The sequence below is a fragment of the Microbacterium tumbae genome (genome assembly GCF_054780175.1).
In genome coordinates this window covers 446,303-469,720 of the sequence record NZ_BAAGWV010000001.1, presented here as the reverse complement: position 1 = coordinate 469,720, position 23,418 = coordinate 446,303, and the positions used below count along the sequence as shown (strand labels likewise).

Below are 23,418 nucleotides of genomic sequence, written 5' to 3'. Positions count from 1 at the left end.
CGGGCCCGAAAAGCGTACAGTTGCGCGATTCGAACGGGCGGTGGCTGGACGGCGTGAACCCCGTCACGAAGGTGCTGCTCGCCCTGGTGCTCTCGATCCCCCTGTTCGCGTCGATCGACGTCACGAGCGCGGTCGTCGCGATCGGGCTCGAGCTGCTGTGCGTCCCGCTCACGGGGCTGCGACTCGGAACCGTGCTGATGCGGATGCTCCCCGTGCTGTTCTTCGCCCCGATCGCCGGCGTCAGCATGCTGCTCTACGCCGAGCCGGGCGGCGAGATCTACTGGAGCCTCGGGTTCGCGACGATCAGCGAGGACTCGGTGGGCCTCGCCATCGCGGTCGGGCTGCGCGTGCTCGCCCTCGCCCTGCCCACGATCCTCCTGTTCGCGAGGACGGACCCGACCGAGCTGGCCGACGGCCTGGCGCAGGTCGCGAAGCTGCCCAGCCGGTTCGTGCTCGGCACCCTCGCAGGAGCCAGGATGCTGGGGCTGTTCCTGGACGACTGGCGGACCATGGGGCTCGCCCGCCGCGCCCGCGGCGTCGGCGATCGCGGGACCATCCGGCGGTTCTTCTCGATGGCGTTCGTCCTGCTCGTGTTCGCGGTGCGCCGCGGGACGAAGCTGGCGATGGCGATGGAGGCGCGCGGCTTCGGCTCCGGCATCCCGCGCACCTGGGCTCGTCCCTCCCGGCTGAGCGGGAGAGACGCGATCGCCGTGGCCGGCGGAGTCCTCATCATGGCACTGGCGCTCGCCGCGGCCGTCGTGGCCGGGACGTTCCGCTTCATCTGGAGCTGAGGTCAGCCGGCGTTCCACAGCTCCCGGTAGTAGGCGAGCCGCTCACGATCCGGCTCGACGCCGTAGGCCGCGATGAGCGCATCCTCCCAGCCGGGGCCGGCGTTCCACCCCGTGCTCATCGCCGCGACCGCGATGTCCGCCCAGCGGTCGGCGACGCCGAGGGCGGCGAGATCGACGTGCCCGGCCACGGCCCCGGAGGCGGAGAGCAGGGTGTTCGGCATGCAGGGGTCGCCGTGACAGACGACGAGGCGATCGACGGGCGGCGGATGCTCGAGATGCGCCGGCACGTCGGCTCCGCGCTCACGGGCGCCGGCGAGCCTGGTCTCCACTCCCCACTCCCATGGGCAGTCCGCGACCGGAAGAGCGTCGTGCAGCATCCGCAGCCCTTCGCCGACGCCGCGGACGGCCGTCGCCGGATCCTCCCGCCAGCGCGGGTCCACGGCGCTCATCGCATCGATGGCCACGGTGACGAGCCATTCGTGCCCGGCGTCCTCGCCCTGTTCGATCACCTCGGGCACGCAGATCCAGCGACCCGCCCACCGCATCCGCTCGGCCTCGTCGCGCATGTTCGCCTCGGGGTCGTGCGGGCCCCATTTGATGAAGCGTCCGTCGTCCGTGCGGAACGTGAGACCGCCGATCCCGTTCTCCCAGACCGGCTTCAGCGCGGCGCCGCGGGCGAGGTCGCGGACGCGTCCCGGAACCGTCAGATCCGCGCCGGGAATGCTCACAGCAGTTCCCGCAGCGCGTCCTCCAGCACGAGGGCGTGATTGTGCTCCGGATCGCGCGCGGCGTAGACGAGGGTGACGATCGGATGCCGGCGCACGGCGTCGGCGAGCGCGCGCAGCGCGGGCGCGCTCTCGTGGTCGAGCTCGGCGCGGTACCTGTCCGCGAACTCGCCCCATTCGGCATCGGGAGCGGCGTGCCAGGCCTTGCGCAGCTCCGCGCTCGGGGCGGTGTCCTCGGACCAGAGGTCGATCGCGGCCCGCTCCTTCGAGACGCCGCGCGGCCAGAGGCGGTCCACGAGGATCCGGAAGCCGTCGTCGACGGAGGCGGTGTCGTAGGCTCGCTTGCGACGCAGTTCCATCCCTCCACCCAACACCGTGCCGCCGCAGGACGCCAGGGTGGAACTGGGAACCGCGTAAGCTGGGACTGAGTTGCACGAACGTTCGAGGGAGAACAGCATGCGGATCCAGGGAGCGGGCGCCCTCATCACCGGCGGCGCCTCCGGACTCGGGCTCGCCACGGCACGCGCACTCGTCGCGGCAGGAGCCCACGTCACACTGCTCGACCTCCCCGGTTCCGCGGGTGCGGCGCTGGCCGCGGAGCTCGGCGGGTCCTTCGCGCCCGGTGACGTCACGAGCCCTGCGGATGCCGCGGACGCGGTCGTCGTGGCGAACACCGAGGCGCCATTGCGCATCGTCGTGAACTGCGCGGGCATCGCCCCTCCGGCCAAGGTCCTCGACCGGGACGGCGAACCCAGCTCGCTCGCCGACTTCGAGCGGCTCATCCGCATCAACCTCATCGGGACCTACAACGTGCTCTCGCAGGCGGCCGCCGTCATCGCGCGGCAGGAGCCCACGGCATCCGGCGACCGCGGCGTCATCGTGAACACGGCCAGCGTCGCGGCGTTCGACGGGCAGATCGGTCAGCCGGCGTATGCGGCGTCGAAGGGCGGCGTGCACGCGCTGACGCTGCCGGTCGCCCGCGAGCTCGCCCGTTACGGCATCCGCGTCTGCACGATCGCGCCGGGCATCATGGAGACGCCGATGCTCGCAGGCCTTCCGGCGGCGGCGCAGGCCTCTCTCGGCGAGCAGGTGCCGTACCCCGCGCGCCTCGGGACGCCGGGGGAGTATGCCGCTCTCGTCCAGCACATCGTCGAGAACGGCTACCTCAACGGCGAGACGATCCGTCTCGACGGCGCCATCCGCATGGCACCGAGGTAAACGCAGCTGGGGTTCGAATCGCGCGAATGGTTCGATCCTCGGCCGAGATCGAACCATTCGCGCGATTCGAAGGAGACCACGTGACTCTGGCAGGCAAGACCATCCTGATGTCCGGCGGCAGCCGCGGCATCGGCCTCGCGATCGCCCTGCGCGCGGCGGCGGACGGGGCGAACATCGCGATGCTGGCGAAGACCGCCACCCCGCATCCGAAGCTCGAGGGCACGATCCACACCGCGGCGGATCAGATCCGCGCCGCAGGCGGCCGGGCTCTTGCGATCGTCGGCGACGTGCGCGAGGACGACGACATCACGGAGGCGGTGATCACGACGGTCGGCGAGTTCGGCGGCATCGACATCGTCGTCAACAACGCCAGCGTCATCGACCTGTCCGGCTCCCTCGATCTCGCGGCCAAGAAGTACGACCTGATGCAGGACGTCAACGTCCGCGGGACGTTCATGCTCTCTCGTGCGGCGATCCCGCAGCTGAAGGACGCCGAGAACCCGCACATCCTCTCGCTCTCGCCGCCGCTGAACCCGACGCCGAGGTGGCTGGGCGCTCACACCGGATACTCGCTCGCGAAGTTCGGCATGACCATGGCGACGCTCGGCATCGCCGCGGAGTTCGCCGAGGACGGCATCGCCGCCAACACGCTCTGGCCGCGGACGACGATCGCGACCGCCGCAGTGCAGAACATCCTCGGCGGCGACCGGATCATGGCCGCCAGCCGCACGGCGGACATCTACGCCGACGCGGCCTACGCCGTGCTCACGAAGCCGGCGCGGGAGCTCACCGGGCAGACGCTCATCGTCGAGGACGTGCTGGAGGCCGAGGGCATCACCGACCTCTCCGGGTACGCGGCCGTTCCGGGGACGCCGGACAGCGCGCTCTTCCCGGACATCTTCCTGGACTGACTCGCAGAGTCGACAGGACAAAGGCCTGGCTTCCGGTGTTACCGGGCGGTGGTGTTCGGAACTCCTGCGGATCGAGACCCGTGGTCGCCACGAATCGCACTATTCGGCCTATCCGATATCTGAGGTCACTCATGTGCAGGAGTTCGGCGCGCCCGGCCCTCCTCGGGGCGCTGCCCCCCTCTTTCCGAGGCGATGCCTGCGGGTGAGCGGGTGAGCGGGCGAGCGGTGAGGGGAGGGAAGAGAGCAGCGAGCCTCAGAACAGCAGGTACACCGCACCGAGGACGGTGAGGGTGATGACGATGCGATCGAACAGGCGCTGATCCAGACGCTTCGCGAGGCGCAGCCCGATGAGCGCGCCCACGACGACGAGCGGAGCGAGCGCCGCGTCCATCAGCAGCACGTGCGCGTCGATGAGCCCGATCCCCGCGAGGAACGGCACCTTGACGAGGTTGATGATCGCGAAGAACCATGCCGAGGTGCCGAGGAACACCTGCACCGGGGTGCGGGTGGCGAGGAAGTACATCGACATCACCGGTCCGCCGGCGTTCGCCACCATCGTCGTGAATCCTCCGAGGCTCCCGTAGGCGGATGCCAGCAGGATGCCGGAGGCGTCCGCCTTCGACTGCCGCGCGCGCCGCCACAGGGTGACCGCGATCATGAGCAGCAGGATGACGCCGATGACGCGACGGACGATGCCGTCCCCCGCGACGGCGAGGAAGAGGAATCCGACGAGGAGGCCGGCGATCACGGCCGGCGCGAGCCGCAGCAGCGTCGGCCAGTGGGCGTGCCTGCGGTACGCGACGAGCGCGAAGACGTCGCCGACGATGAGCAGGAGGAGCATCGCCGCGGTCGAGGTGCGCGCGGGCAGGATGCTGGTGAACAGCACGATGGCGAGGGTGCTGCCGCCGGGGAGGGCCGTCTTCGAGATGCCGATCGTGACGGCGGCGATGCCGAGGAGCGCCCAGGCCAGGGGCATCAGCTCAGGCATCCCGGGATTCCCCCGTCCGGACGCGCGCACGGCGGGGCGGCGACGCTCGACGGCGCAGCATCCCTTGCGGCCTGGAGCCGTGCGCGGCGATCACCGGCGCGCGGTCGCGAGCGCTGCGGTGAAGCGCTCCGCGCGGGCGGTGAGGTCCGTCCAGTCCGACGCCTTGATCGATGCGCCGTTCGCGAGGTCCCCGCCCGCCCCGACGGCCACCGCGCCGGCTGCGAGCCAGTCGCTCAGGTTGTCGGGGGTCACACCGCCGGTGGGCATGAGCGGGGCATCGGGGAACGGCCCGCGCAGCGCGCCGAGGTAGGAGGGTCCGCCGAGGGAGGCGGGGAAGATCTTGACCACGTCGACGCCGAGGCGCAGAGCCCCCATGACCTCGGTCGGCGTCATCGCTCCGGTCATGACCACGGCGCCGGTATCGAGCATCGCGCGGGTGAGGTCGGGGAGGGTTCCGGGGCTGACCAGGAACGCGGCGCCGGCTTCGGCGGCCGCGCTCGCCTGCGCCTCGGTGGTGACGGTGCCGGCGCCGATGTAGGCGGCATCGCCGTGCCTGGCGATGAGCTCGCGGATCACGGCCGGAGCGTCCGGCGTGGAATACGTCACCTCGATGCCCGTCACGCCGCCGCGGATGATCGCCTCGGAGGCCTCCAGCGCCAGCTCAGGGGACGGGGCGCGCAGCACGGCGAGGACGCCGGTGGCGCGGGCGCGATCGAGACGGTCTGTCATGGGGGCTCCTTCGGACGCACGGATGCTTCGATTCTCTCACCCGGGGCCTCGCCCGCGGAGTCGTGCGCCTCAGAGGCGGCTCTGACCGGGGACCCACCGGTCGATGATGTCCTTGGACTCCTTAAGCCCCAGACCGGTCTGCTCGCGGAGGACCTTGATCGCGGCGATTCTCTGATTCCCGGCGACCAGGCGGTCGAGCTCTCTCCGAGCGGGGTCGGACAGCGAGTGGTTGGTCGTGGGCGCGGCATGAGTGGCAGCGCTAGGGACAGCACCCAGCTGCCAGCGGTCGATGCGGTCCTTGGCCTCCTTCAGTCCGACACCGGTCGTGTCCTTGTACACCTTGATCGCAGCGATCTTCTGCCCCTCTCGCACCAGGCGGTCGATCTCGGCGGTGGCGTGCGCCGGCAGGGCGGCGGGCCCGGCGGGGCGTGCCGATGCCGGGGACGCCGCCGGCATCGGCTGCGGCGCCTTCGGCACCTGCGGACGCATGGAACGGCCCAGCGCTGCGAACAGCCCGATGGCGGCGACGACTCCGAGCGCGATCCATATCCATTCCATGGGGCCAGCCTACGGCGGCGCGGATGCTCCGGGCGGGTGGATCCGCGGCCCTGCCTCCTCCCAGCGGGCACCCCGTACCCTGGAAGCATGACCGAGACCTCCCGCGCGCCCCGCAAGGCCGTCACCATCGGCGCGCCCCAGGTGCGGCCGAAGACCGAAGGATGGACCCAGCAGAAGGACGCCGAGGGGCGTCCGCTCCTGCAGTTCGCGAGCCCCAAGCGGGGCAAGCCCCCCGTGCACCTGGCCGACCTCACCGTCGAGGAGCGCATCGCGAAGGTGAAGGAGCTGGGGCTGCCAGGGTTCCGGGCCACGCAGCTGGCCACGCACTACTTCACCCACTACACCTCCAACCCCGCCGAGATGACGGATCTGCCGGCGTCCCTCCGCGACGAGCTGGCCGGGGGGCTCCTGCCCCCGCTGCTGACCGAGGTCAGGCGCCTGGAGACCGATCGCGGGGACACGATCAAGTTCCTCTGGCGCCTGCACGACGGCGCTCTCGTCGAGTCGGTGCTCATGCGCTACCCGGGCCGGATCACGCTGTGCGTGTCGAGCCAGGCGGGCTGCGGCATGAACTGCCCGTTCTGCGCCACGGGCCAGGCCGGGCTCACCCGCAACATGTCCGCGGCGGAGATCATCGAGCAGGTCGTCAGGGCCAACCGCGTCATCGCCGAGGGCCGGCTCGGCGGAAAGAAGAAGGACGATCACTCCCTGGAGCGCGTCAGCAACATCGTCTTCATGGGGATGGGCGAGCCGATGGCCAACTACAGCCGCGTCATGCACGCGGTGCGCACGATGGTCGCGCCGCAGCCGGAGGGCCTGGGCATGAGCGCCCGCGGCATCACGGTCTCGACCGTCGGGCTGGTGCCGGCGATCAAGAAGCTGGCAACCGAGGAGATCCCGGTCACCTTCGCGCTGTCGCTGCACGCTCCCGACGACCAGCTGCGCGACGAGCTGATCCCGGTGAACTCGCGCTGGAAGGTCGACGAGGCGCTCGACGCCGCGCGGGAGTACTTCGACAGGACCGGGCGCCGCGTCTCCATCGAGTACGCGCTCATCAAGGACATGAACGACCACGCCTGGCGCGCCGACCTCCTCGCGGAGAAGCTCAACGCCCGAGGCCGCGGCTGGGTGCACGTGAACCCCATCCCCCTGAACCCGACGCCCGGCTCCGTCTGGACCTCGTCGGAGCCCGCGGTCCAGGACGAGTTCGTCCGCAGGCTCAACGACGCGGGCATCCCGACGACCCTCCGCGACACCCGCGGCAAGGAGATCGACGGCGCCTGCGGTCAGCTCGTCGCGACGACGGAGGACGCCGCCGCCGCAGCAGCCGTCGTCTGACGCGGACCCCCTGCGGTCGCCGGCGTGCGGTCAGGCGCGTGCGGCGAACCGGCGCAGCGCCTCGACGGCGACCTCGTGGTCGACGACGTCCTCCTCGCCCGAGGTCGTGAGGGTCGCGACGAGCCGATCGCCGACGAAGATCGGCACGCATCCTCCCCAGACCGCGTACTCCTCGCCGAGGTCTGCGACCAGCTCCGGATCCTGTGCCGACCGGAAGCGCACGAGCAGCGAGCTCTGCGCGAACCTCTCCACCACGCGGCGCTTGCCCGCAACCCAGAACAGGCTGTCCTCGCCCGTGCGCCCGAACTGCACGCGGAAGGCGAGCTCTTCGCCGATATGGACGTCGGCCATCAGGTTCAGCCCCCACTCGCGGATGATGCGCGCGGCCTCCTCGCCGAGGGAGGCCGCGTCATCGCGGGTGAACGCGTCGAACTGCGCGCGGGGCTCCGCGGCGAGCGCATCGACGGTGTATTCGGGCAGGGGGTGGCTCACGGGGCTCTCCTCGGATCGGTTGCTTCCAGAGAACAATACCTCTAAGACCTTGCTATAGACCACATGAGTCCTCCGGAGAGGGTGCGCCCGCCCGCGGCCGCGTCGGGGGCGTCAGGGCATCGGGCCGGCGCACAGGGTTCATCCACGGGACGCACAGGCGGCGTTTCGTAGATTGTCGGGATGCCCTATTCCGCTCACCGGCCCGGCCGTCTCGATTCGCAGGGGCGGATCGTCCTCGACGGCGACACGGATGCCGAGACCGAAGAGCTCGACCTCCTGCGCGAGTTCGCGCCCGACGGCGTCGACGAGCCCGCCGCCGTCGAGGAGCCCGCGGCCGTCGACGGGCCGGCGGCCGACGTCCCCGGCGATCAGGCGCGCGTGCGCACCACGAAGCCGCCCCGCGCGCCCCGGGTGCGCAGGCCTCGCACCCCCGGCTCGCGGCTGCGCACGCTGGCGATCCTCGGCGGGGCGGACGGCGAGGTGCTCGATCGCGTTCCCGGCGAGACGCCGCGCTTCGTCCAGATGTTCTTCGTGCTGGCGGGCACCGCGCTGGTCTCGGCGATCTCGATGCTGTTGGCGCTGACCACCGGCGTGCAGGCGGCGATCTGGCTCGCCGTCCCCCTCGCCCTCGTGTGGGCGCTCATCATCTTCAATCTCGACCGGTTCCTGACCTCGACCATGTCGTCGACGCGCAACGTGCTGAAGCTGATCGCCCTGGCGATCCCGCGCGTGATCATGGCGGCGATCATCGGCTTCGTCGTGGCGGAGCCGCTCGTGCTGCAGATCTTCCACAACGACATCGCGCGCGAGGTGGCCGCGACGAACATCGTCCAGGCGCAGTCCGACCAGGAGGCGCTCGACAGCGGTCCCGAGAAGCAGGCGCTGGACGAGGCGTCCGCGCGTCTTGCCGAGCTCGAGAACCAGGCGGCGACCGGGATCGTCGCGGGGACCGACGCGACGTCCGCCAGCGAGTCCGCCGCCCAGGCGACCGTGGACGACCTGACCGCGAAGATGGCCGAGCAGCAGGCCGTGATCGATTCGGCGCGAGCTCTGTACCAGTGCGAGCTGACCGGGGAGGGAGCGGGCGAGGTGCCGGGGTGCACGGGCGTGTCCGGCTCCGGTGCGAGCTCCGACGCCGCGAGGGCGCAGCTCGCGCAGGCTCAGCAGACCTACGACGGACTCGCCGAGCAGCTCCGTGTCGCCAACGGGGAGCTGGCGACGGCCGGCACTGCGGCGAAGGAGAGCACCGCGGCATCCGAGGCCCAGAACCGGTCCTCGGCCGAGGCGCAGCTCCCCGCGGCGCAGACGACCTACGACTCGGCGCTCGCCGCCTACAACGCGCGCGCCGAGGCCGTGGCGCAGGGCAACGCCGGCGCGATCGGACTGCTCAGTCAGATCAGCGGGCTCAACCGCCTCGCCGAGAAGGAGCCGACGATCTTCTGGGCGCACTGGCTGATCGCCGCGCTGTTCTTCATGATCGAGCTGCTGCCGGTGCTCGTGAAGGTGCTGACGAGCTACGGCGATCCGAGTCTCTACGAGAAGGCGGCGGCGATCCGCAAGCAGGTCGCCCTGGATCGTGTGACGGCGGAGGGCTTCCGCGATCGTGCCGCGGTCGTGACGGAGTAGGTCGGCCTGCGGCGATCGTCTAGGTCGCGAGATCTGCGGCTCTGATGGCCCCGGAGGGACCGGATTCGCGACTCGGAGCCGAGGGATGCCCCGTCAGGACCTCGGCGACCGTCCTGGCGCGCAGCGCGGGCCGGCGGTTCGTGCGCAGCGCGATCGAGCGGACCAGGGAGACGATCGCGGGTTCTCTGACCGCGCGCGTGCCGTGCAGGGAGGCATCGAGCTCGACGGTCCAGCGGGTGCCGGTCAACGCCTCCTCCACGGCCCGCAGCGGGCGCCGCAGGAGCGGATCGCTCAGCAGGGCGTCGTCCGCCGCGATCCAGTCGAGAAGTTCCTCCAGGGTCCAATCCGATGATATTGGACCAAGAATCTCGCTTCGAGTCGTGAAGATGTCCGTCATTGGACCAGAATCGGATGATATGACCAGGGATGACAGGGCCAATCTCCCGCTGGTGGATCAGCGATCGGCCACGGTGGCCTCGGACCGGCTCGTCGCACGCCTCGGACGATGGGCGCACGGCGACGGCACGCTCTCCGGACGGCTCGCCGTCGCGATCGCGGCGCTCGCCTCCAGCGGCGAGCTCCGGCCGGGAGATCGCCTCCCCGCCGAGCGTGCGCTGGCGTCCGCGGCAACCGTGTCCCGCGGCACCGTGGTCGCCGCCTACGCCGATCTCGCCGAGCGCGGCGTCGTGGAGCGCCGCCAGGGCAGCGGAACGCGTGTCGCCGGAACCGCCGTGCCGGCGCCCACCGCCCGCGCCGGAAGGGGAGAGGCGCTGTTCTCGGCGCTGCCCTCGGCGATCGACCTGCTGCGCAGTGTGCCGGAGATCCCTCCCGTCGCCGCTCGCATCATCCGCGAGCACTCCTCCCCGCTCGACCCGCTGCTGCTGACGGAGACGGATCCGGCCGGCCTCAGCGACCTCAGAGCCCGCATCGCCGACCTGCTGTCGGGGGAGGGCACACCGACCACGCCCGAGCAGATCCTCGTCACGCACGGCGCTCAGCAGGCCATCAACCTCGTGGTGAGCGAGCTCGTCGGACCGGGTGACGTCGTGCTCACCGAGGAGGTCACCTGGCCGGGGTTCAGCGACACGGTCCGCCGGCGCGGGGGCATCGTCTACGGACTGCCGATGGGGCAGGACGGCCTCGACGTCACGGCTCTCGAAGCGGCCATCGTGCGGATGCGGCCCGTGCTGATCGGCGTGAATCCCCACCACCACAACCCGACCGGGACGCGGATGCCTCCAGCTTCCCGCCTGCGCGTCGCCGAGCTCGCGGCGCAGTACGGCGTGCCGGTGCTGGAGGACCGCGTCCTCGCGCCGGTCGCCTTCGACGGCGTCGTGCCGCCCTCGCTCGCGGGGATCCGTCCCGACGCCCCGATCATCGTCGTCGAGTCGGTGTCGAAGTGGGCGTGGGCAGGGCTCCGGATCGGCTGGATGCGCGCCGATCCCGTGCTCGTCCGGCGCCTGCGAGGCACGCGTCAGCTCGTCGACCAGTCCACCAGCGTTCCCGCGCAGCTGCTCGCGCTCGAGCTCCTCGACCATGCGCCGGCGCTGCGCAAGGAGCAGAGCGCGGTGCACGCGGTCGCCCTCGACCGGCTGCAGGCGATGATCGCCGAGCACCTCCCGCAGTGGCGGTTCATCGCGCCGCGCGGAGGGCTGTCGCTCTGGCTGGAGCTGCCCGGCGGCTCGGCGGACGTGTTCATCCGCACCGCGGCGATGCACGGCGTGGCCGTGGCGGGCAGCACCGAGTTCGCGGCCTCCTCCTCGCCGGACGATCACATCCGGATCCCCTACACGGCGGGAACGGATGCCCTGCGGGAGGGCGTGCGTCGTCTCGGGGAGGCATGGCGGGAGTATCGGGAGCTGCTCTGAGAGGCGGCGGGGCTGCTGCGATCCCGGCGTCCCGGTCCTCGCGGGCCCGCGGAGGCTCTAGCGTTAACCCATGGTCAACTATCGCTTCCTCGGCAACAGCGGTCTCAAGGTCTCGGAGATCACCTACGGCAACTGGGTCACCCACGCCTCGCAGGTCGGTGACGACGCGGCGGTGAAGACGGTGCACGCCGCCCTCGACGTGGGGATCACGACCTTCGACACCGCGGACACGTACGCCAACACAGCTGCAGAGGCGATCCTCGGCAAGGCGCTGGAGGGCCAGCGCCGCGAAGGACTGGAGATCTTCACGAAGGTCTACTTCCCCACCGGCCCGAAGGGCCCGAACGACACCGGCCTCAGCCGCAAGCACATCCTCGAATCCATCAACGGCTCGCTGAAGCGTCTGGGCACGGACTACGTCGATCTCTATCAGGCGCACCGCTTCGACCACGAGACGCCGCTGGAGGAGACCTTCCAGGCGTTCGCCGATGTCGTCCGGCAGGGCAAAGCGCTGTACATCGGCGTCAGCGAGTGGACGGCGGAGCAGCTGCGCGAGGGCCACGCGCTGGCGAAGCAGGTGGGCGTGCAGCTCATCTCCAACCAGCCGCAGTACTCGATGCTGCACCGCGTCATCGAGGGCAAGGTCGTCCCGGCATCCGAGGAGCTGGGGATCTCCCAGATCGTCTGGTCGCCGATGGCGCAGGGCGTGCTCAGCGGCAAGTACCTGCCCGGTCAGCCCGTGCCGGACGGCTCGCGCGCGACCGACCCGCACTCGGGCGCCGACTTCATCAAGCGCCTGCTCCAGGACGACATCCTCGAGGCCGTCCAGCGTCTGAAGCCCATCGCGGAGGAGGCGGGACTCACGATGCCGCAGCTCGCGATCGCGTGGGTGCTGCAGAACAGGAACGTCGCGGCCGCGCTGGTCGGCGCTTCGCGTCCGGAGCAGCTGGCGGACACGGTCAAGGCCTCGGGCGTGACGCTCGACGCCGACACGCTCGCCGCGATCGACGCCGCTCTCGGAGACGTCGTCAACGGCGACCCCGAGGCGACGTACTCGGTGTCGCCGAAGACACGCCTGGTCTGACTGCCGCGCCGTCCGTCACGCCCGCCTCGCGCGTGGCTTCTCCGTTCGTTGAGCGAGGACGCTGGAGGCGGTTCGTCCGTTCGTCCGTTCGTCGGACGAGGATGCTGGAGGCGGGTTTCTCCGTTCGTTGAGTGAGGATGCTGGAGGCGACCGAGTCGAAACGCATTTCCGTCGAGCTCCGTTTCGACTCGCTCCGCTCGCTCAACGAACGGGGGTGGGACGCTCGCTCAACGAACGGGGGTGGGACGCTCGCTCAACGAACGGGAGGGCGGGCCGCTCGACGGAGGGACCCTCAGATCGACACCGAACCGGCGGGCGACGTGCCGCCGTTGCCATCGATGTGCAGCAGGGCCGCCTGCGACTGCTCCTGCCGCAGCTGGAACTCGAACCTCGAACGATCCCCGCGGTGGTGGGCGACGAAGTACTCGATGGGGCGGCCGTCCTCCGCGCGGCTGATGCTGCGCAGCCGCAGCAGGGCGGATCCTGCGCTCACTCCGAGCAGCTGCGCCTGCTCGTGCGTGGCGACCGTGGCCTCCGCGGAGCGGACGCCGTCGGCGGCGCGGATGCCGTGCTCGGCGAGCAGGCGGTAGAGGGACGCCTCGGACAGGTCGGCATCCAGGGTGACCGCGCCGACCTCCTCCGGCATCCAGGTCGTCGACAGCGACCACGGCTCGCCGTCGACGTGGCGCAGGCGCTCGAGGACGACGACGGAGGAGCCGGCCGGGATCTCCAGCGCCGCTGCGGCCTCCTCGTCGGCCTCCTCGCGCTCATGCCGGAGGACGTCGCTGTGGACGTGGCCGCCGCGCCGGGCGACATCGTCGTAGAGGCCGACCAGGGTGTGCACGAGACTCTCGCTCGTCCGCGGGCGCGAGACGAACGTCCCCTTCCCCTTCACCCGCTCGACCAGGCCCTCGTGCTCCAGCTGGGCGAGCGCCTGCCGCACGACCGTCCTGGAGATCCCGTACCGCTCGCAGAGCCGGTGCTCGCCCGGCAGCGGGTCGCCGGGCTGGAGTCCGTCGCGGGCGATGCCGTCGATGATCAGCTGGCGCAGCTGGTCGTACATCGGAGCGGCGGAGTGGCGGTCGATCGCATCGACCGGTGAGGCCTTCGTCATCTCAGTACGCCACTCCGGCATGCAGGATGACGTTCGCATAGGGGGTGAACTCCCCGGAGCGGACGAAGGCGCGGGCCGCGTGCGTGCGCCGCTTGAACTCCACATGGGGGACGAGTTCGATGTCGATGCCCGGAAGGCGGTCCCGCAGGCCCGCGAGCACCTCCGGACTCCGCTCCGCCACCTCGGATGAGACCGTCGCCCCTTCCACGATCATCTCGGCGAGGACGGTGTCCAGCACGTCGAAGAAGGCCGGCGCCCCCGGCCGGTAGGCGAGGTCGATGCGCTCGGCTCCGGGCGGGATGGGGAGTCCGGCATCGGTGACGACGATGAGGTCGGTGTGCCCCGTCTCGCTGATGACCCGGGAGAGAGCCGGGTTGATGGTGGTCGCTGTCCTGCGCATGGGTGCTCCTGGATCAGACCGCTCGGTCCGCCGTGCGCGATGCGAGGAGGGCGTCCACGTCCGCACGGCGGGGGAGGCTGGGGGACGCGCCCTGCTTCGTGACGGTGAGGGCGCCGGCCGCCGTGGCGAGACGGACCGCATCCGTCAGCGACGCCCCGGAGGCGAGCGAGGCGCCGAGATAGCCGGCGTAGGCGTCGCCGGCGGCGGTCGTGTCCACGGCCTCGACGGGCAGGGGCGGGACGAACGACGCCCCTTCGGCCGTGACGACGCAGGATCCCTGGTCCGCGAGCGTGATGACCGCGGCGCCGACGCCCTGTGCGAGGAACCAGCGCCCCGCCTGCTCGGCGGTCGCGGCATCCTGCACCGTGATGCCACTGAGCAGCGACGCCTCGGTCTCGTTCGGCGTGACGATGTCGATGCTCCGCCAGACCTCGGGAGGCAGCGCGGCCGCGGGCGCGGGATCGAGGATGACCGTGAAGCCGAGCTCGCGTCCGCGCGCGGTGATGTGCGCCGTCAGCGCCGAGGGCGTCTCCAGCTGGGTGAGCAGCACGGAGGCGGTCGGCGCGAGGGCCTCGAGCGCGGCGTCGATCTGCGCGGTGCTCAGCTGCGCGTTGGCGAGCGGGACCATGACGATGTCGTTCTGCGCGGAGGCGTCCACGCGGATGTGGGCGATCCCGGTCGGGCCCGGCACGGTGCGCAGATGCGTGAGATCGACGCCCGCATCGCGCAGTCCGCCGACGACGAGGTCGTGGAACAGGTCGTCGCCGACGCATCCGATGAAGCTCGCCCTGGCGCCGGCCAGGCCCGCGGCGACCGCCTGGTTCGCCCCCTTGCCGCCGAGGAACAGCGTGAACTGATCGCCGAGGATCGTCTCGCCCCTCGCGGGGAGCCGCTGGGAGAAGGTCGTCACGTCCGCGGTGACGCTTCCGACGATCGCGACGCCGTCGCGTCCTGCGGGAGGTGCGGCTGTCATGGGGCTCCTGTTCGTCTTGGACTTCGTCGTCTGCTGCCCTAACATTAGCCGAATCCAAACCTGTAACGACAGGTTGAGAGCGAGGAGATCCGATGCCGTCGTCCGCCCCTGTCGCCCCTCGTCTCTATGTGGACAGCGCCGACGTCGACCGGGTCTCCCGACTTCTCGCCGCCGGTGTCGTGCGCGGCGTGACGACGAATCCGACCATCCTCGAACGCGGCGGCCGACGCGCCGAGGAGATCCCCGATCTCTACGCCCGCTGGGCGCAGGAGGGGGCGGCGGAGATCTTCTTCCAGACCTGGGGCGGCGACGCCGCCGCCCTGCTGCGCAACGCCGACGGCATCAGGGCGCTCGGAGACAGGGTCGCGGTGAAGGTGCCGGCGACGGCGGCGGGGTTCGCCGCGGCCTCCGCGCTCGTGCGCGACGGCGCGTCCGTCCTCGTGACCGCCGTCTATTCCGTCGCCCAGGCGATCGCCGCCGCGAGCATCGGCGTGGACTACATCGCCCCGTACCTGGGAAGGCTCAGGGACGCCGGCGTCGATGGCGACGCGCTCATCCCCGAGATGCAGGCGGTCTGCGCGGGCGGTCCGACGAACGTCCTGGCGGCGAGCCTGCGCTCGGCATCCGACATCGTCTCGCTCCGCCTGGCCGGGGTGCCGTACTTCACGGCAGCCCCCGACGTGCTCGACGAGGCGCTGTTCCACGAGGTGAGCGATTCCTCCGCCGCGGAGTTCGACGCCGCGATGGTGCGCCTCGGCGCATCCTGATCAGATCTCGCCCCTCCCGGTCGCGGAAGGGTCTGTTCCCGGCGTGGAAGGTGTCGCTGTCCGAGGCGATGGCGTCGCTTCTTCGCGATCCGCGCGGGCGATCAGCCCCGCGCCGCTTGACGCAGCCAGCGCTCGACGCCGGCGATGTGCGCGGTCGCGAGCGAGACGGCCAGCTGCGGGTCGTGCTGGCCGATCGCATCCGCGATGGCCCGATGCTCGGACAGCGTGCGCTCGACGGCGCCCTGCTCGGTGAGCCCTCGCCAGATGCGGGCGCGGACGGTCTGGCTGCTCAGGCTCTCGATGAGGCTGGCGAGGTAGGCGTTGCCCGCCATGTGGACGATGTCGCGGTGGAACCGGATGTCGTGATCGACGAGGTCGTCGATCGAGACCGTGGCATCGATGCCGTCGAGCTCGTCCTGCAGCGCCTGGACCGCGTCGTCGTCGCCGAGCGTCGCCGCGAGCCCGGTCGCCTGCGACTCCAGCATCCGGCGCACCGCGAAGATCTCCAGCATCGAGTCGTCGTCGTGCATGTCGACGACGAATGAGATCGCCTCGAGCAGCAGGTGGGGTTCCAGGCTCGTGACGTAGGTGCCGTCGCCGCGCCGGACGTCGAGCACCCGGATGACCTCGAGCGCCTTCACGGCCTCGCGCATCGAGTTGCGGGAGAGACCGAGGCGTTCGGCGAGCTCCTTCTCGGGCGGCAGGCGGTCGCCGGGCGAGAGCTCGCCGGAAACGATCATCGCCTTGATCTTCTCGATCGCCTCATCCGTGACAGCCATGGCGACATCGTATAGCCAATGATCGGATGTCTGGGGCAGGATGTGAGGATGCGCGTTCTCGATTCACATCTGCACCTGTGGGATCCCGAGATCCTCGACTACTCCTGGCTCGAAGGGCCGCTCGCGTACGCCTTCGCGGACCTCGAGCTGGATCACGCCCGGATCGAGGGCGCGGACGAGGAGCGCGCCGTCTTCGTCCAGGCCGACTGCGCGGAGGACCAGTACCTCGACGAGGTCCGCTGGGTCACGGCGCTCGCGCCGAGGACGGGCGTCGGCGCGATCGTGGCCGGGGCGCGACTCGATCGCGGCGGCGCGACCTCGGCGCAGCTGGAGTCGCTCGGCGAGCACGAGCTGGTGGTGGGCGTCAGGCATCTCCTGCAGAGCGAGCCGGACGGCCTGGCCGTCTCACCGGCCTTCCTCTCCGGCGCGCGCGAGCTCGCCGCCCGGGGCTGGAGCTTCGACGCCTGCGTGCGCGGCGCTCGCCAGCTCGCGGACGTGGCCGGTCTCGCCGCCGCGGTCCCCGAGCTGCGGATCGTGCTCGACCACCTCGGCAAACCCGCGATCGGCACGGCGTCCGAGCCGCTCCTGCCCGCGGAGGAGTGGGTGTCCGCGATCGCGGTGCTCGCGCGCTCGCCGCAGGTGCACTGCAAGCTGTCCGGTCTCCCCGCCGAGGCGGGCGGGGACTGGACGGCGGCGCAGATCGAGCCCTTCCTGGATGCGGCGGCGGATGCGTTCGGATCGGATCGGCTGATGTGGGGCAGCGACTGGCCGGTCTCGGTCATCGGTCCGGCGGAGGCGGACGATCCGCATGCCCCGTCCGACGGCTCGCCGACCTACCAGTACTCGGGGCGCACCCGCTGGGCGACGGCGGTGGCGGAGTGGGCCGGCCGGCGCGGTCACGATGTCGATGCGATCCTGTGGCGCAACGCCGAGCGGTTCTACCGGCGTCCGTGACGGTCCGCGCGAGTCCTCCGCGCCGTGCGCGCCTCTCTGGCGAGGTGTCTCGTGTGGCCGCTGGGGAAGGCCTGAACCGACTTCCCGGGAACCCTCTCTTGAGTGGTGCCCCGGGCGGGTGCTCCGTGTGGTCGCCTCGGTGCGAAGGAGGCGGCAAGTTGGCGAACCTCCGGTGGTTGGCCTTCGCGCGGGGGTCCCGTGTGGTCGCCTTGGATGCGTCGAGGCGACCATAGGAGGCACCTCATGAGGGACGGAGGCATCTCCCGGATGCCGGCGTCGGCTGGCTGCGCCTCACTCGGGGCGGAGGCGCAGCTGCGCCATCCCGCCGTCGACCTCGATGAACGTGCCGGTGGTGGAACCCGCGTCGGGGCCGACGAGATAGGCCACCGCGGCGGCGACCTCGTCCGGGGAGACCAGTCGTCCGTGCGGCTGCCGCGCCTCGAGCGCCGCGCGCTCCGCGGCCGGATCGTCCGCCTGATCGAGCAGGCGGCCCACCCAGGGCGTGTCGGCGGTGCCGGGGTTGACGGCGTTGACGCGGATGCCCTCGCGGAGGTGATCCGCCGCCATCGCGCGCGTGAGCGCCGAGACGGCGCCCTTCGACGCGCTGTACAGGGCGCGCTGGGGAAGACCCGTCGTGGACGCGATGGATGCCGTGTTGCAGACCGCCGCCGAGGGCGACTTCCGTAGCCAGGGCAGCGCCGCGCCCGTCACGCGGGCGATGCCCGTGACGTTGATGGACAGCACGCGCGCCCATTCGGCGTCGTCGTTCGCCGCGATGTCCCCCACCGCGCCGATGCCGGCGTTGTTCACCACGATGTCGATGCGGCCGAAGCGCTCCGCGACCGCCGCGACCGCCGCATCGACGCTCGCGCGGTCGGAGACGTCGGCGGTGAACGCCGCGAAGGCGGGATCGGCGCCGGCGGGATCGCGGTCGAGCACCGCGATCCGCGCACCGTCGGCGTGCAGCCGCCGTGCGATCGCCGCGCCGATGCCGGAGGCGCCACCGGTGACGATGGCCACGAGTCCCCCCAGCAGGCCGGCATCCGTCGCCCCGCTCACTTCGTCGCCTCCCATGCCACGAACTCCTGGCGCTGATGCCCCAGGCCGTCGATCTCGATCTCGACGACGTCGCCCGGCCTCAGATAGGGGAACCTGCCGCCGAACGCGACGCCCTGCGGAGTGCCGGTGAGGATGAGGTCGCCCGGCTCGAGGGTGACGTACTGCGACAGGTGATGCACGATGGCGCGCACGTCGAAGATCATGTCGTCCGTGTTCGAGTCCTGCCGCGGCTCGCCGTTGACCCAGCTGCGCAGGCGGAGGGCGCCGGGGTCGACCTCGTCGGGAGTCACGAGCCACGGCCCGGTCGGATTGAAGCCGAACGCGATCTTGCCCTTGGACCACTGCCCGCCGGACACCTCCATCTGGAAGGCGCGCTCGGAGACGTCGTTCGCCGTGACGAAGCCGGCGATGTGGGCGTCGGCCTCCTCCGGGGAGTCCAGGTAGGCGGCGCGACGGCCGATGACGACGCCGAGCTCGACCTCCCAGTCGGTCTTCTCGCTGCCGCGCGGGATCGTGACGGCGTCGTCGGGGCCGATCACGGTGTTCGGGGTCTTCAGGAACATGATCGGGATCGTGGGCGGCTCCGCTCCGGATTCGCGGGCGTGGGCGGCGTAGTTCTGGCCGATGCAGATCACCGCGCTCGGGCGGGCGATGGGCGCTCCGATGCGCAGGTCCGCTGCCCCGGCGAGTTCGGGCAGCTCGCCGGCGTCGCGTGCGGCGGCCACGCGCGCACGGAAGTCTCCGGAGAGGAAATCCCCGTCGACATCGGATGTCACGGGGCGGAGGTCGAGATGACGGTCGCCCTCGATGAGGACGGGGATCTCGGCCCCGGGGGCGCCAAGTCGCGCGAACTTCATGATTCTCCTGCTTCCTTGGGGAGCCGCCGCTGGGCGGCAGGTGTCATTGACAGTATAGACATCGGATGTTTACACTCCAAGAGATCCGTGCAGATCGTTCCGCGCTGCACGAGGAGAGGAATCCGTGAGCCGCATCACCGCACTCGACACCACCGACATCCGTTTCCCGACGTCGTTGAGCCTGGACGGCTCGGACGCCATGAACCCGGACCCCGACTACTCGGCCGCCTACGTCATCGTTCGCACGGATGCCGAGGACGGCATCGACGGCCATGCCTTCGTGTTCACGATCGGCCGGGGGAACGACGTCCAGGTCGCGGGGATCGACGCGCTCGCCGGGCACCTCGTCGGACGGGAGCTGGAGCCGCTGCTCGAGGACATGGGCGGGACATTCCGCGAGCTCGTCTCGGACTCTCAGCTGCGCTGGCTGGGCCCGGAGAAGGGCGTCATGCACATGGCGATCGGCGCCGTCGTCAACGCCCTGTGGGACATCAAGGCGAAGCGCGCGGGTCTTCCCCTCTGGCAGCTGCTCGCCCGGATGACGCCCGAGGAGATCGTCGCCCTCGTCGACTTCCGCTACCTCACCAACGCGCTCACGCCGGAGGACGCCCTGGAGATCCTCCGCGCGGCCGTGCCGGGGCGCGCCGAGCGCGAGCAGGAGCTGCTCGCCACCGGATATCCCGGCTACACCACGAGTCCGGGCTGGCTCGGCTACTCCGACGAGAAGCTCGAGCGCCTCGCCCGTGAGGCGCTCGCCGACGGCTTCACGCAGATCAAGCTCAAGGTCGGCGCCGATCTCGACGACGACATCCGCCGGTTCCGCAAGGCCCGCGAGGTCGTCGGGGCGGACTTCCCCATCGCGATCGACGCCAACCAGCGCTGGGAGGTGTCCGAGGCGATCGCCTGGGTGAACGCGCTCGCCGAGTTCCATCCGGCCTGGATCGAGGAGCCCACGAGTCCGGACGACATCCTCGGTCACGCCGAGATCGCCCGGGGCGTCGCGCCCATCAGGGTCGCCACCGGGGAGCACGCGCAGAACCGCATGATCTTCAAGCAGCTCCTCCAGGCCGACGCGATCAGCGTGATGCAGATCGACGCCGTGCGCGTCGCCGGCGTCAACGAGAACATCGCCAACCTGCTGCTGGCGGCGAAGTTCGGGGTGCCGGTCTGCCCGCACGCGGGCGGCGTGGGCCTGTGCGAGGCGGTGCAGCACCTGTCGATGTTCGATTTCGTCGCCGTCAGCGCCTCGCGCGAGGGGCGGCTCATCGAGTACGTCGACCATCTGCACGAGCACTTCGTCGTGCCCACAGAGATCCGGAGCGGCTCCTATGTGGCGCCGACCGCTCCCGGCACGAGCATGGAGATGAAGGCGGACAGCATCGCCGCCTACACCTGGACCGGCGCGCATGTCGTCGCCTGACGCTGCAGCCGGGGTCGGAACGGGGGCCGACACGCCAGATGCCGGACGAAACCCGGCCCTCGATCCGGCATCCGGAGCCTCGGCCCCCGAAGTGCCGCTCCCCGCGCTCGGCTACGGCGCCGCGAACGTCGGCAACCTTTTCCGCGCGCTCACCGACGACGAGGCATGGGCGGTGCTCGAGGCGGCCTGGGACGCCGGCATCCGCTCCTACGACACCGCCCCGCACTATGGTCTCGGGCTCAGCGAGCGCCGGCTCGGCGCGTTCCTTCGGACCAAGCCGCGCGACGAGTACGTGCTCTCCACCAAGGCGGGACGGCTCCTGCGACCCAACCCCGACTACGACGGCGGACTCGACACCGCGAACGACTTCCACGTGCCTGACGACCTCCGCCGGGTGTGGGACTTCTCGGATGCCGGGATCCGCACGAGCCTCGACGAGTCGCGCGAACGGCTCGGCATCGAGCGGATCGACCTCCTCTACCTGCACGATCCGGAGCGGCACGACCTCGACCTCGCTCTCGCGGAGGCGTTCCCCGCGCTCGAGCGGCTGCGTTCCGAGGGCGAGGTGGCGCAGATCGGGATCGGCTCGATGACGTCGGATGCTCTCGCCCGGGCCGTCCGCGCGGCCGACCTCGACACGATCATGGTGGCGGGCCGCTACACGCTGCTCGAGCAGCCTGCCGCGGCCGACGTGCTGCCGGCATGCGCGGAGACCGGGACGCGGATCGTCGCCGCATCCGTCTTCAACTCCGGACTGCTCGCGCAGAGCGAGCCGCGGCGCGACGGCCGGTACGAGTACGGGCAGCTTCCGGACGAGCTCTGGGACCGTCTGGTGCGGATCGCCGACGTGTGCCGTGCGCATGACGTGCCGCTGCCGGCCGCGGCGATCCGGTTCCCGCTGCGTGCGGACGCGGTCCGCGCCGTCGTCGTCGGCGGCAGCCGGCCGGCGCAGCTGCGGCAGAACGCCGAGTACGCGGCGCTGCCGATCCCGGACGGGCTGTGGGACGAGCTCGCAGCCGAGGGGCTCATCCCCGCCTGAGGGGGAGAGAAGGAGGATCGGATGCTCGAGGGGATCCACCCGCTGCTGACCGGCGAGCTGCTGCTCCATCTGGACAGGATGGGCCATTCCGACGCCATCGTGATCGCCGACGCGCACTTCCCGGCGTGGGCGCTGGGCGAGCGGGTCGTCGACCTCCCCGGGACGACGACGCCGGCGGTCGTCTCGGCGATCCGCACGGTTCTGCCGCTGGACGACGCGCCGGCGCTCGATCTCATGGAGTCCGCGGACGCCGAGGTCCTGGCCGTGCAGCGCGAGCTCATGGTCGCCGCCGGGACCGAGCCGGGGACGACGAGGTTCGTCGAGCGGTTCGCGTACTACGACGTCGCGCGGGACGCGTATCTGATCGTGCGCACCGGGGAGACCCGTGCCTATGGCAATGCGCTGCTGCGCAAGGGAGTGGTGACCGCGGTCTGAGACTGCGATCCTCCCTTCTGTTCCTCCTCCGTTCGTTGAGCGTTCCCCCGCTCGTTGAGCGAGGAGCGCAGCGACGAGTCGAAACGGGGCTTCAGCGGACGCGTTTCGACTCGCTGCGCTCGCTCAACGAACGGGGGGAACGCTCGACGAGCCGGGAGCCTCGCTCGACGAGCCGGGGAATTCGCGCAACGAGAGGAGCCTCGCGCAATGAACGGGGAACCTCGCTCAACGAACGGAGGAGCCTCGCGCAATGAACGGGGAACCTCGCTCGACGAGCCGGGGAATTCGCGCAACGAACGGAGGAGCCTCGCTCGACGAACGGGGGCACGGAACCCGCTCGACCAACCGAGGGGAAGCCGCTCGACGAGCGGAGGAAGCCCGCGAGCCGGTGTGGCCCGCTCAGTGCAGCGCGATCGTGCGCACCGCGTGCAGGCCGTCGCGGATGAAGCGATTCGCGTGGGCGGCGAGGTCGTCGGAGTCCTGCCAGAGGTTCCGCCAGATGCCGAGGGTGTTGCTCAGCTCCGCGCTGACCACGGCGGAGGAGAACGACTCGAAGACGACGGGGCCGTCGTAGCCGATCCGCTCGAGCGCCCGGAAGAACGCCGGGAAGTCCACGCTGCCCGTTCCGAGATACCCGCGATGGCTCTCGCCGATGTGGACATAGCCCAGCCGGTCGGCGGCATCCAGCACGGGCTGGAACAGGTCCGACTCCTCGATGTTCATGTGATAGGTGTCCAGATGCAGGGACACCTCGCCCGAGCCGATCCCGTCGATGAATCGCAGGCCGCCGCGGCCGGTGTTGAAGATGTTGGACTCGTAGCGGTTCACGACCTCGAGGGAGAGTCGGATGCCGCGCGCCGCGGCCTTCTCGGCGAGCCGCGAGATCGCGGCCTGGCTGTGCGCGATGCCGCGCTCGGTGGCCGGCTGCAGGTACTTGCGCATCGCGGAGTAGATGACGCCGCACAGGACGCCTCCGCCCATCGCGGCGACGTGGTCGAGGCAGCGTTCCAGCAGGTCCTCGCCGGCGCGGACGACGGCGGGATCCTCGCTGCTGAGATCGGTGGCGGCGGTGAGGCCGAGGGATGCGGTGACGGCCAGGCCGTTGTCGGCCAGCATCCTCGCGGCGAGCACCGGATCGAAGCCGTCGACGTCCATCAGGGGGATCTCGATGAGGTCGAAGCCGGCCTTCGCGGTCCCCTCGATCGAACGGCGGAGCCCCGCCTCGTCGAAGGTGCCGCTGAACACCAGGGCATGCGCGCCGATGAGCATGATCTCTCTTCTCCGCGCACGTCC

General features: G+C 70.9%; 26 protein-coding genes. 12 read left to right on the top strand and 14 right to left on the bottom strand.

Going from position 1 to position 23,418, the window contains the following annotated elements; translation table 11 throughout:
- Positions 1 to 20 precede the first annotated feature (20 nt).
- Positions 21 to 791, top strand: coding sequence for an energy-coupling factor transporter transmembrane component T family protein (locus ACYVGQ_RS02180; protein ID WP_460782865.1), 771 nt, complete (start codon positions 21 to 23; stop codon positions 789 to 791).
- A gap of 2 nt (positions 792 to 793) precedes the next feature.
- Here ACYVGQ_RS02180 and ACYVGQ_RS02175 read toward each other — a convergent pair whose 3' ends face one another.
- Together ACYVGQ_RS02175 and ACYVGQ_RS02170 are read right to left on the bottom strand one after the other, a co-directional pair.
- Positions 794 to 1,519 carry a phosphotransferase gene (locus ACYVGQ_RS02175; protein ID WP_460782864.1) on the bottom strand — a complete coding sequence of 242 codons (726 nt, stop codon included), beginning with the start codon at positions 1,517 to 1,519 and terminating at the stop codon, positions 794 to 796.
- On the bottom strand, positions 1,516 to 1,875 hold the full coding sequence (locus ACYVGQ_RS02170; protein ID WP_460782863.1) for a DUF488 domain-containing protein: 360 nt from the start codon (positions 1,873 to 1,875) through the stop codon (positions 1,516 to 1,518). Before ACYVGQ_RS02170 ends, ACYVGQ_RS02175 begins: the two co-directional genes overlap by 4 nt.
- 97 nt (positions 1,876 to 1,972) lie before the next feature.
- On the opposite strand from ACYVGQ_RS02170, the gene ACYVGQ_RS02165 reads away from it, so the two are divergent.
- A complete protein-coding gene (locus ACYVGQ_RS02165; protein ID WP_460782862.1) occupies positions 1,973 to 2,734 on the top strand; it encodes an SDR family NAD(P)-dependent oxidoreductase in 762 nt (253 codons plus the stop codon).
- Between the two features lie 80 nt (positions 2,735 to 2,814).
- The gene (locus ACYVGQ_RS02160; protein WP_460782861.1) at positions 2,815 to 3,645 is read left to right on the top strand and encodes an SDR family oxidoreductase; all 831 of its coding nucleotides are present in this window, start codon (positions 2,815 to 2,817) and stop codon (positions 3,643 to 3,645) included.
- 253 nt (positions 3,646 to 3,898) lie between these two features.
- On the opposite strand, the gene ACYVGQ_RS02155 is transcribed toward ACYVGQ_RS02160, so the two are convergent.
- From ACYVGQ_RS02155 to ACYVGQ_RS02145, 3 genes are all read right to left on the bottom strand, one after another.
- On the bottom strand, positions 3,899 to 4,633 hold the full coding sequence (locus ACYVGQ_RS02155; protein ID WP_460782860.1) for a sulfite exporter TauE/SafE family protein: 735 nt from the start codon (positions 4,631 to 4,633) through the stop codon (positions 3,899 to 3,901).
- A gap of 90 nt (positions 4,634 to 4,723) precedes the next feature.
- Positions 4,724 to 5,362 carry a bifunctional 4-hydroxy-2-oxoglutarate aldolase/2-dehydro-3-deoxy-phosphogluconate aldolase gene (locus ACYVGQ_RS02150; RefSeq protein WP_460782859.1) on the bottom strand — a complete coding sequence of 213 codons (639 nt, stop codon included), beginning with the start codon at positions 5,360 to 5,362 and terminating at the stop codon, positions 4,724 to 4,726.
- Between the two features lie 69 nt (positions 5,363 to 5,431).
- Positions 5,432 to 5,920, bottom strand: a complete 489-nt coding sequence (locus ACYVGQ_RS02145) for a ribosomal protein L7/L12 (protein ID WP_460782858.1) — start codon at positions 5,918 to 5,920, stop codon at positions 5,432 to 5,434.
- A gap of 87 nt (positions 5,921 to 6,007) precedes the next feature.
- On the opposite strand from ACYVGQ_RS02145, the gene rlmN reads away from it, so the two are divergent.
- Positions 6,008 to 7,258: a dual-specificity RNA methyltransferase RlmN gene (gene rlmN, locus ACYVGQ_RS02140; RefSeq protein WP_460782857.1), complete on the top strand. Its 1,251-nt coding sequence runs from the start codon at positions 6,008 to 6,010 to the stop codon at positions 7,256 to 7,258.
- 30 nt (positions 7,259 to 7,288) lie between these two features.
- Here the strand turns inward: rlmN and ACYVGQ_RS02135 are convergent, their stop codons facing one another.
- Entirely contained in the window at positions 7,289 to 7,750 is a 462-nt protein-coding gene (locus tag ACYVGQ_RS02135; RefSeq protein WP_460782856.1) for a heme-binding protein, read from the bottom strand.
- A gap of 180 nt (positions 7,751 to 7,930) precedes the next feature.
- Here ACYVGQ_RS02135 and ACYVGQ_RS02130 point away from each other — a divergent pair, with 180 nt between their 5' ends.
- Positions 7,931 to 9,376, top strand: coding sequence for a DUF4407 domain-containing protein (locus ACYVGQ_RS02130; RefSeq protein WP_460782855.1), 1,446 nt, complete (start codon positions 7,931 to 7,933; stop codon positions 9,374 to 9,376).
- A gap of 19 nt (positions 9,377 to 9,395) precedes the next feature.
- Here the strand turns inward: ACYVGQ_RS02130 and ACYVGQ_RS02125 are convergent, their stop codons facing one another.
- Entirely contained in the window at positions 9,396 to 9,773 is a 378-nt protein-coding gene (locus ACYVGQ_RS02125; protein ID WP_460782854.1) for a hypothetical protein, read from the bottom strand.
- Between the two features lie 19 nt (positions 9,774 to 9,792).
- Between ACYVGQ_RS02125 and ACYVGQ_RS02120 the strand changes: the two genes are divergently transcribed.
- Together ACYVGQ_RS02120 and ACYVGQ_RS02115 are read left to right on the top strand one after the other, a co-directional pair.
- Positions 9,793 to 11,244, top strand: a complete 1,452-nt coding sequence (locus tag ACYVGQ_RS02120) for an aminotransferase-like domain-containing protein (protein WP_460782853.1) — start codon at positions 9,793 to 9,795, stop codon at positions 11,242 to 11,244.
- Positions 11,245 to 11,314: 70 nt separating this feature from the next.
- A complete protein-coding gene (locus ACYVGQ_RS02115; protein ID WP_460782852.1) occupies positions 11,315 to 12,328 on the top strand; it encodes an aldo/keto reductase family protein in 1,014 nt (337 codons plus the stop codon).
- A 292-nt stretch (positions 12,329 to 12,620) separates the two neighbouring features.
- On the opposite strand, the gene ACYVGQ_RS02110 is transcribed toward ACYVGQ_RS02115, so the two are convergent.
- Genes ACYVGQ_RS02110 through ACYVGQ_RS02100 form a run of 3 tightly spaced genes read right to left on the bottom strand, consistent with a single transcriptional unit; the run spans position 12,621 to position 14,815 of the window.
- Positions 12,621 to 13,442: a GntR family transcriptional regulator gene (locus ACYVGQ_RS02110; RefSeq protein ID WP_460782851.1), complete on the bottom strand. Its 822-nt coding sequence runs from the start codon at positions 13,440 to 13,442 to the stop codon at positions 12,621 to 12,623.
- Position 13,443: 1 nt separating this feature from the next.
- The gene (gene rbsD, locus ACYVGQ_RS02105; protein WP_460782850.1) at positions 13,444 to 13,842 is read right to left on the bottom strand and encodes a D-ribose pyranase; all 399 of its coding nucleotides are present in this window, start codon (positions 13,840 to 13,842) and stop codon (positions 13,444 to 13,446) included.
- 13 nt (positions 13,843 to 13,855) lie between these two features.
- Positions 13,856 to 14,815 (bottom strand): ribokinase, encoded by a 960-nt coding sequence (locus tag ACYVGQ_RS02100; protein ID WP_460782849.1) that lies wholly within the window; start codon positions 14,813 to 14,815, stop codon positions 13,856 to 13,858.
- A 92-nt stretch (positions 14,816 to 14,907) separates the two neighbouring features.
- Between ACYVGQ_RS02100 and ACYVGQ_RS02095 the strand changes: the two genes are divergently transcribed.
- The gene (locus tag ACYVGQ_RS02095; protein ID WP_460782848.1) at positions 14,908 to 15,582 is read left to right on the top strand and encodes a transaldolase family protein; all 675 of its coding nucleotides are present in this window, start codon (positions 14,908 to 14,910) and stop codon (positions 15,580 to 15,582) included.
- Between the two features lie 101 nt (positions 15,583 to 15,683).
- On the opposite strand, the gene ACYVGQ_RS02090 is transcribed toward ACYVGQ_RS02095, so the two are convergent.
- Positions 15,684 to 16,361: a FadR/GntR family transcriptional regulator gene (locus ACYVGQ_RS02090; protein WP_460782847.1), complete on the bottom strand. Its 678-nt coding sequence runs from the start codon at positions 16,359 to 16,361 to the stop codon at positions 15,684 to 15,686.
- 48 nt (positions 16,362 to 16,409) lie between these two features.
- Between ACYVGQ_RS02090 and ACYVGQ_RS02085 the strand changes: the two genes are divergently transcribed.
- Positions 16,410 to 17,315: an amidohydrolase family protein gene (locus ACYVGQ_RS02085; protein WP_460782846.1), complete on the top strand. Its 906-nt coding sequence runs from the start codon at positions 16,410 to 16,412 to the stop codon at positions 17,313 to 17,315.
- Between the two features lie 291 nt (positions 17,316 to 17,606).
- Here the strand turns inward: ACYVGQ_RS02085 and ACYVGQ_RS02080 are convergent, their stop codons facing one another.
- A complete protein-coding gene (locus tag ACYVGQ_RS02080) occupies positions 17,607 to 18,389 on the bottom strand; it encodes an SDR family NAD(P)-dependent oxidoreductase (RefSeq protein WP_460782845.1) in 783 nt (260 codons plus the stop codon).
- Positions 18,371 to 19,231: a fumarylacetoacetate hydrolase family protein gene (locus ACYVGQ_RS02075; protein WP_460782844.1), complete on the bottom strand. Its 861-nt coding sequence runs from the start codon at positions 19,229 to 19,231 to the stop codon at positions 18,371 to 18,373. The genes ACYVGQ_RS02080 and ACYVGQ_RS02075 overlap by 19 nt, the downstream gene beginning before the upstream one ends.
- Positions 19,232 to 19,355: 124 nt before the next feature.
- Between ACYVGQ_RS02075 and ACYVGQ_RS02070 the strand changes: the two genes are divergently transcribed.
- Genes ACYVGQ_RS02070 through ACYVGQ_RS02060 form a run of 3 tightly spaced genes read left to right on the top strand, consistent with a single transcriptional unit; the run spans position 19,356 to position 22,125 of the window.
- Entirely contained in the window at positions 19,356 to 20,651 is a 1,296-nt protein-coding gene (locus tag ACYVGQ_RS02070; protein ID WP_460782843.1) for an L-fuconate dehydratase, read from the top strand.
- Positions 20,638 to 21,690, top strand: coding sequence for an aldo/keto reductase (locus ACYVGQ_RS02065; RefSeq protein ID WP_460782842.1), 1,053 nt, complete (start codon positions 20,638 to 20,640; stop codon positions 21,688 to 21,690). The genes ACYVGQ_RS02070 and ACYVGQ_RS02065 overlap by 14 nt, the downstream gene beginning before the upstream one ends.
- Positions 21,691 to 21,711: 21 nt before the next feature.
- Positions 21,712 to 22,125 carry an RbsD/FucU family protein gene (locus ACYVGQ_RS02060; protein WP_460782841.1) on the top strand — a complete coding sequence of 138 codons (414 nt, stop codon included), beginning with the start codon at positions 21,712 to 21,714 and terminating at the stop codon, positions 22,123 to 22,125.
- Between the two features lie 399 nt (positions 22,126 to 22,524).
- Here ACYVGQ_RS02060 and ACYVGQ_RS02055 read toward each other — a convergent pair whose 3' ends face one another.
- A complete protein-coding gene (locus tag ACYVGQ_RS02055; protein ID WP_460782840.1) occupies positions 22,525 to 23,394 on the bottom strand; it encodes a sugar phosphate isomerase/epimerase family protein in 870 nt (289 codons plus the stop codon).
- Between the last annotated feature and the right edge of the window lie 24 nt (positions 23,395 to 23,418).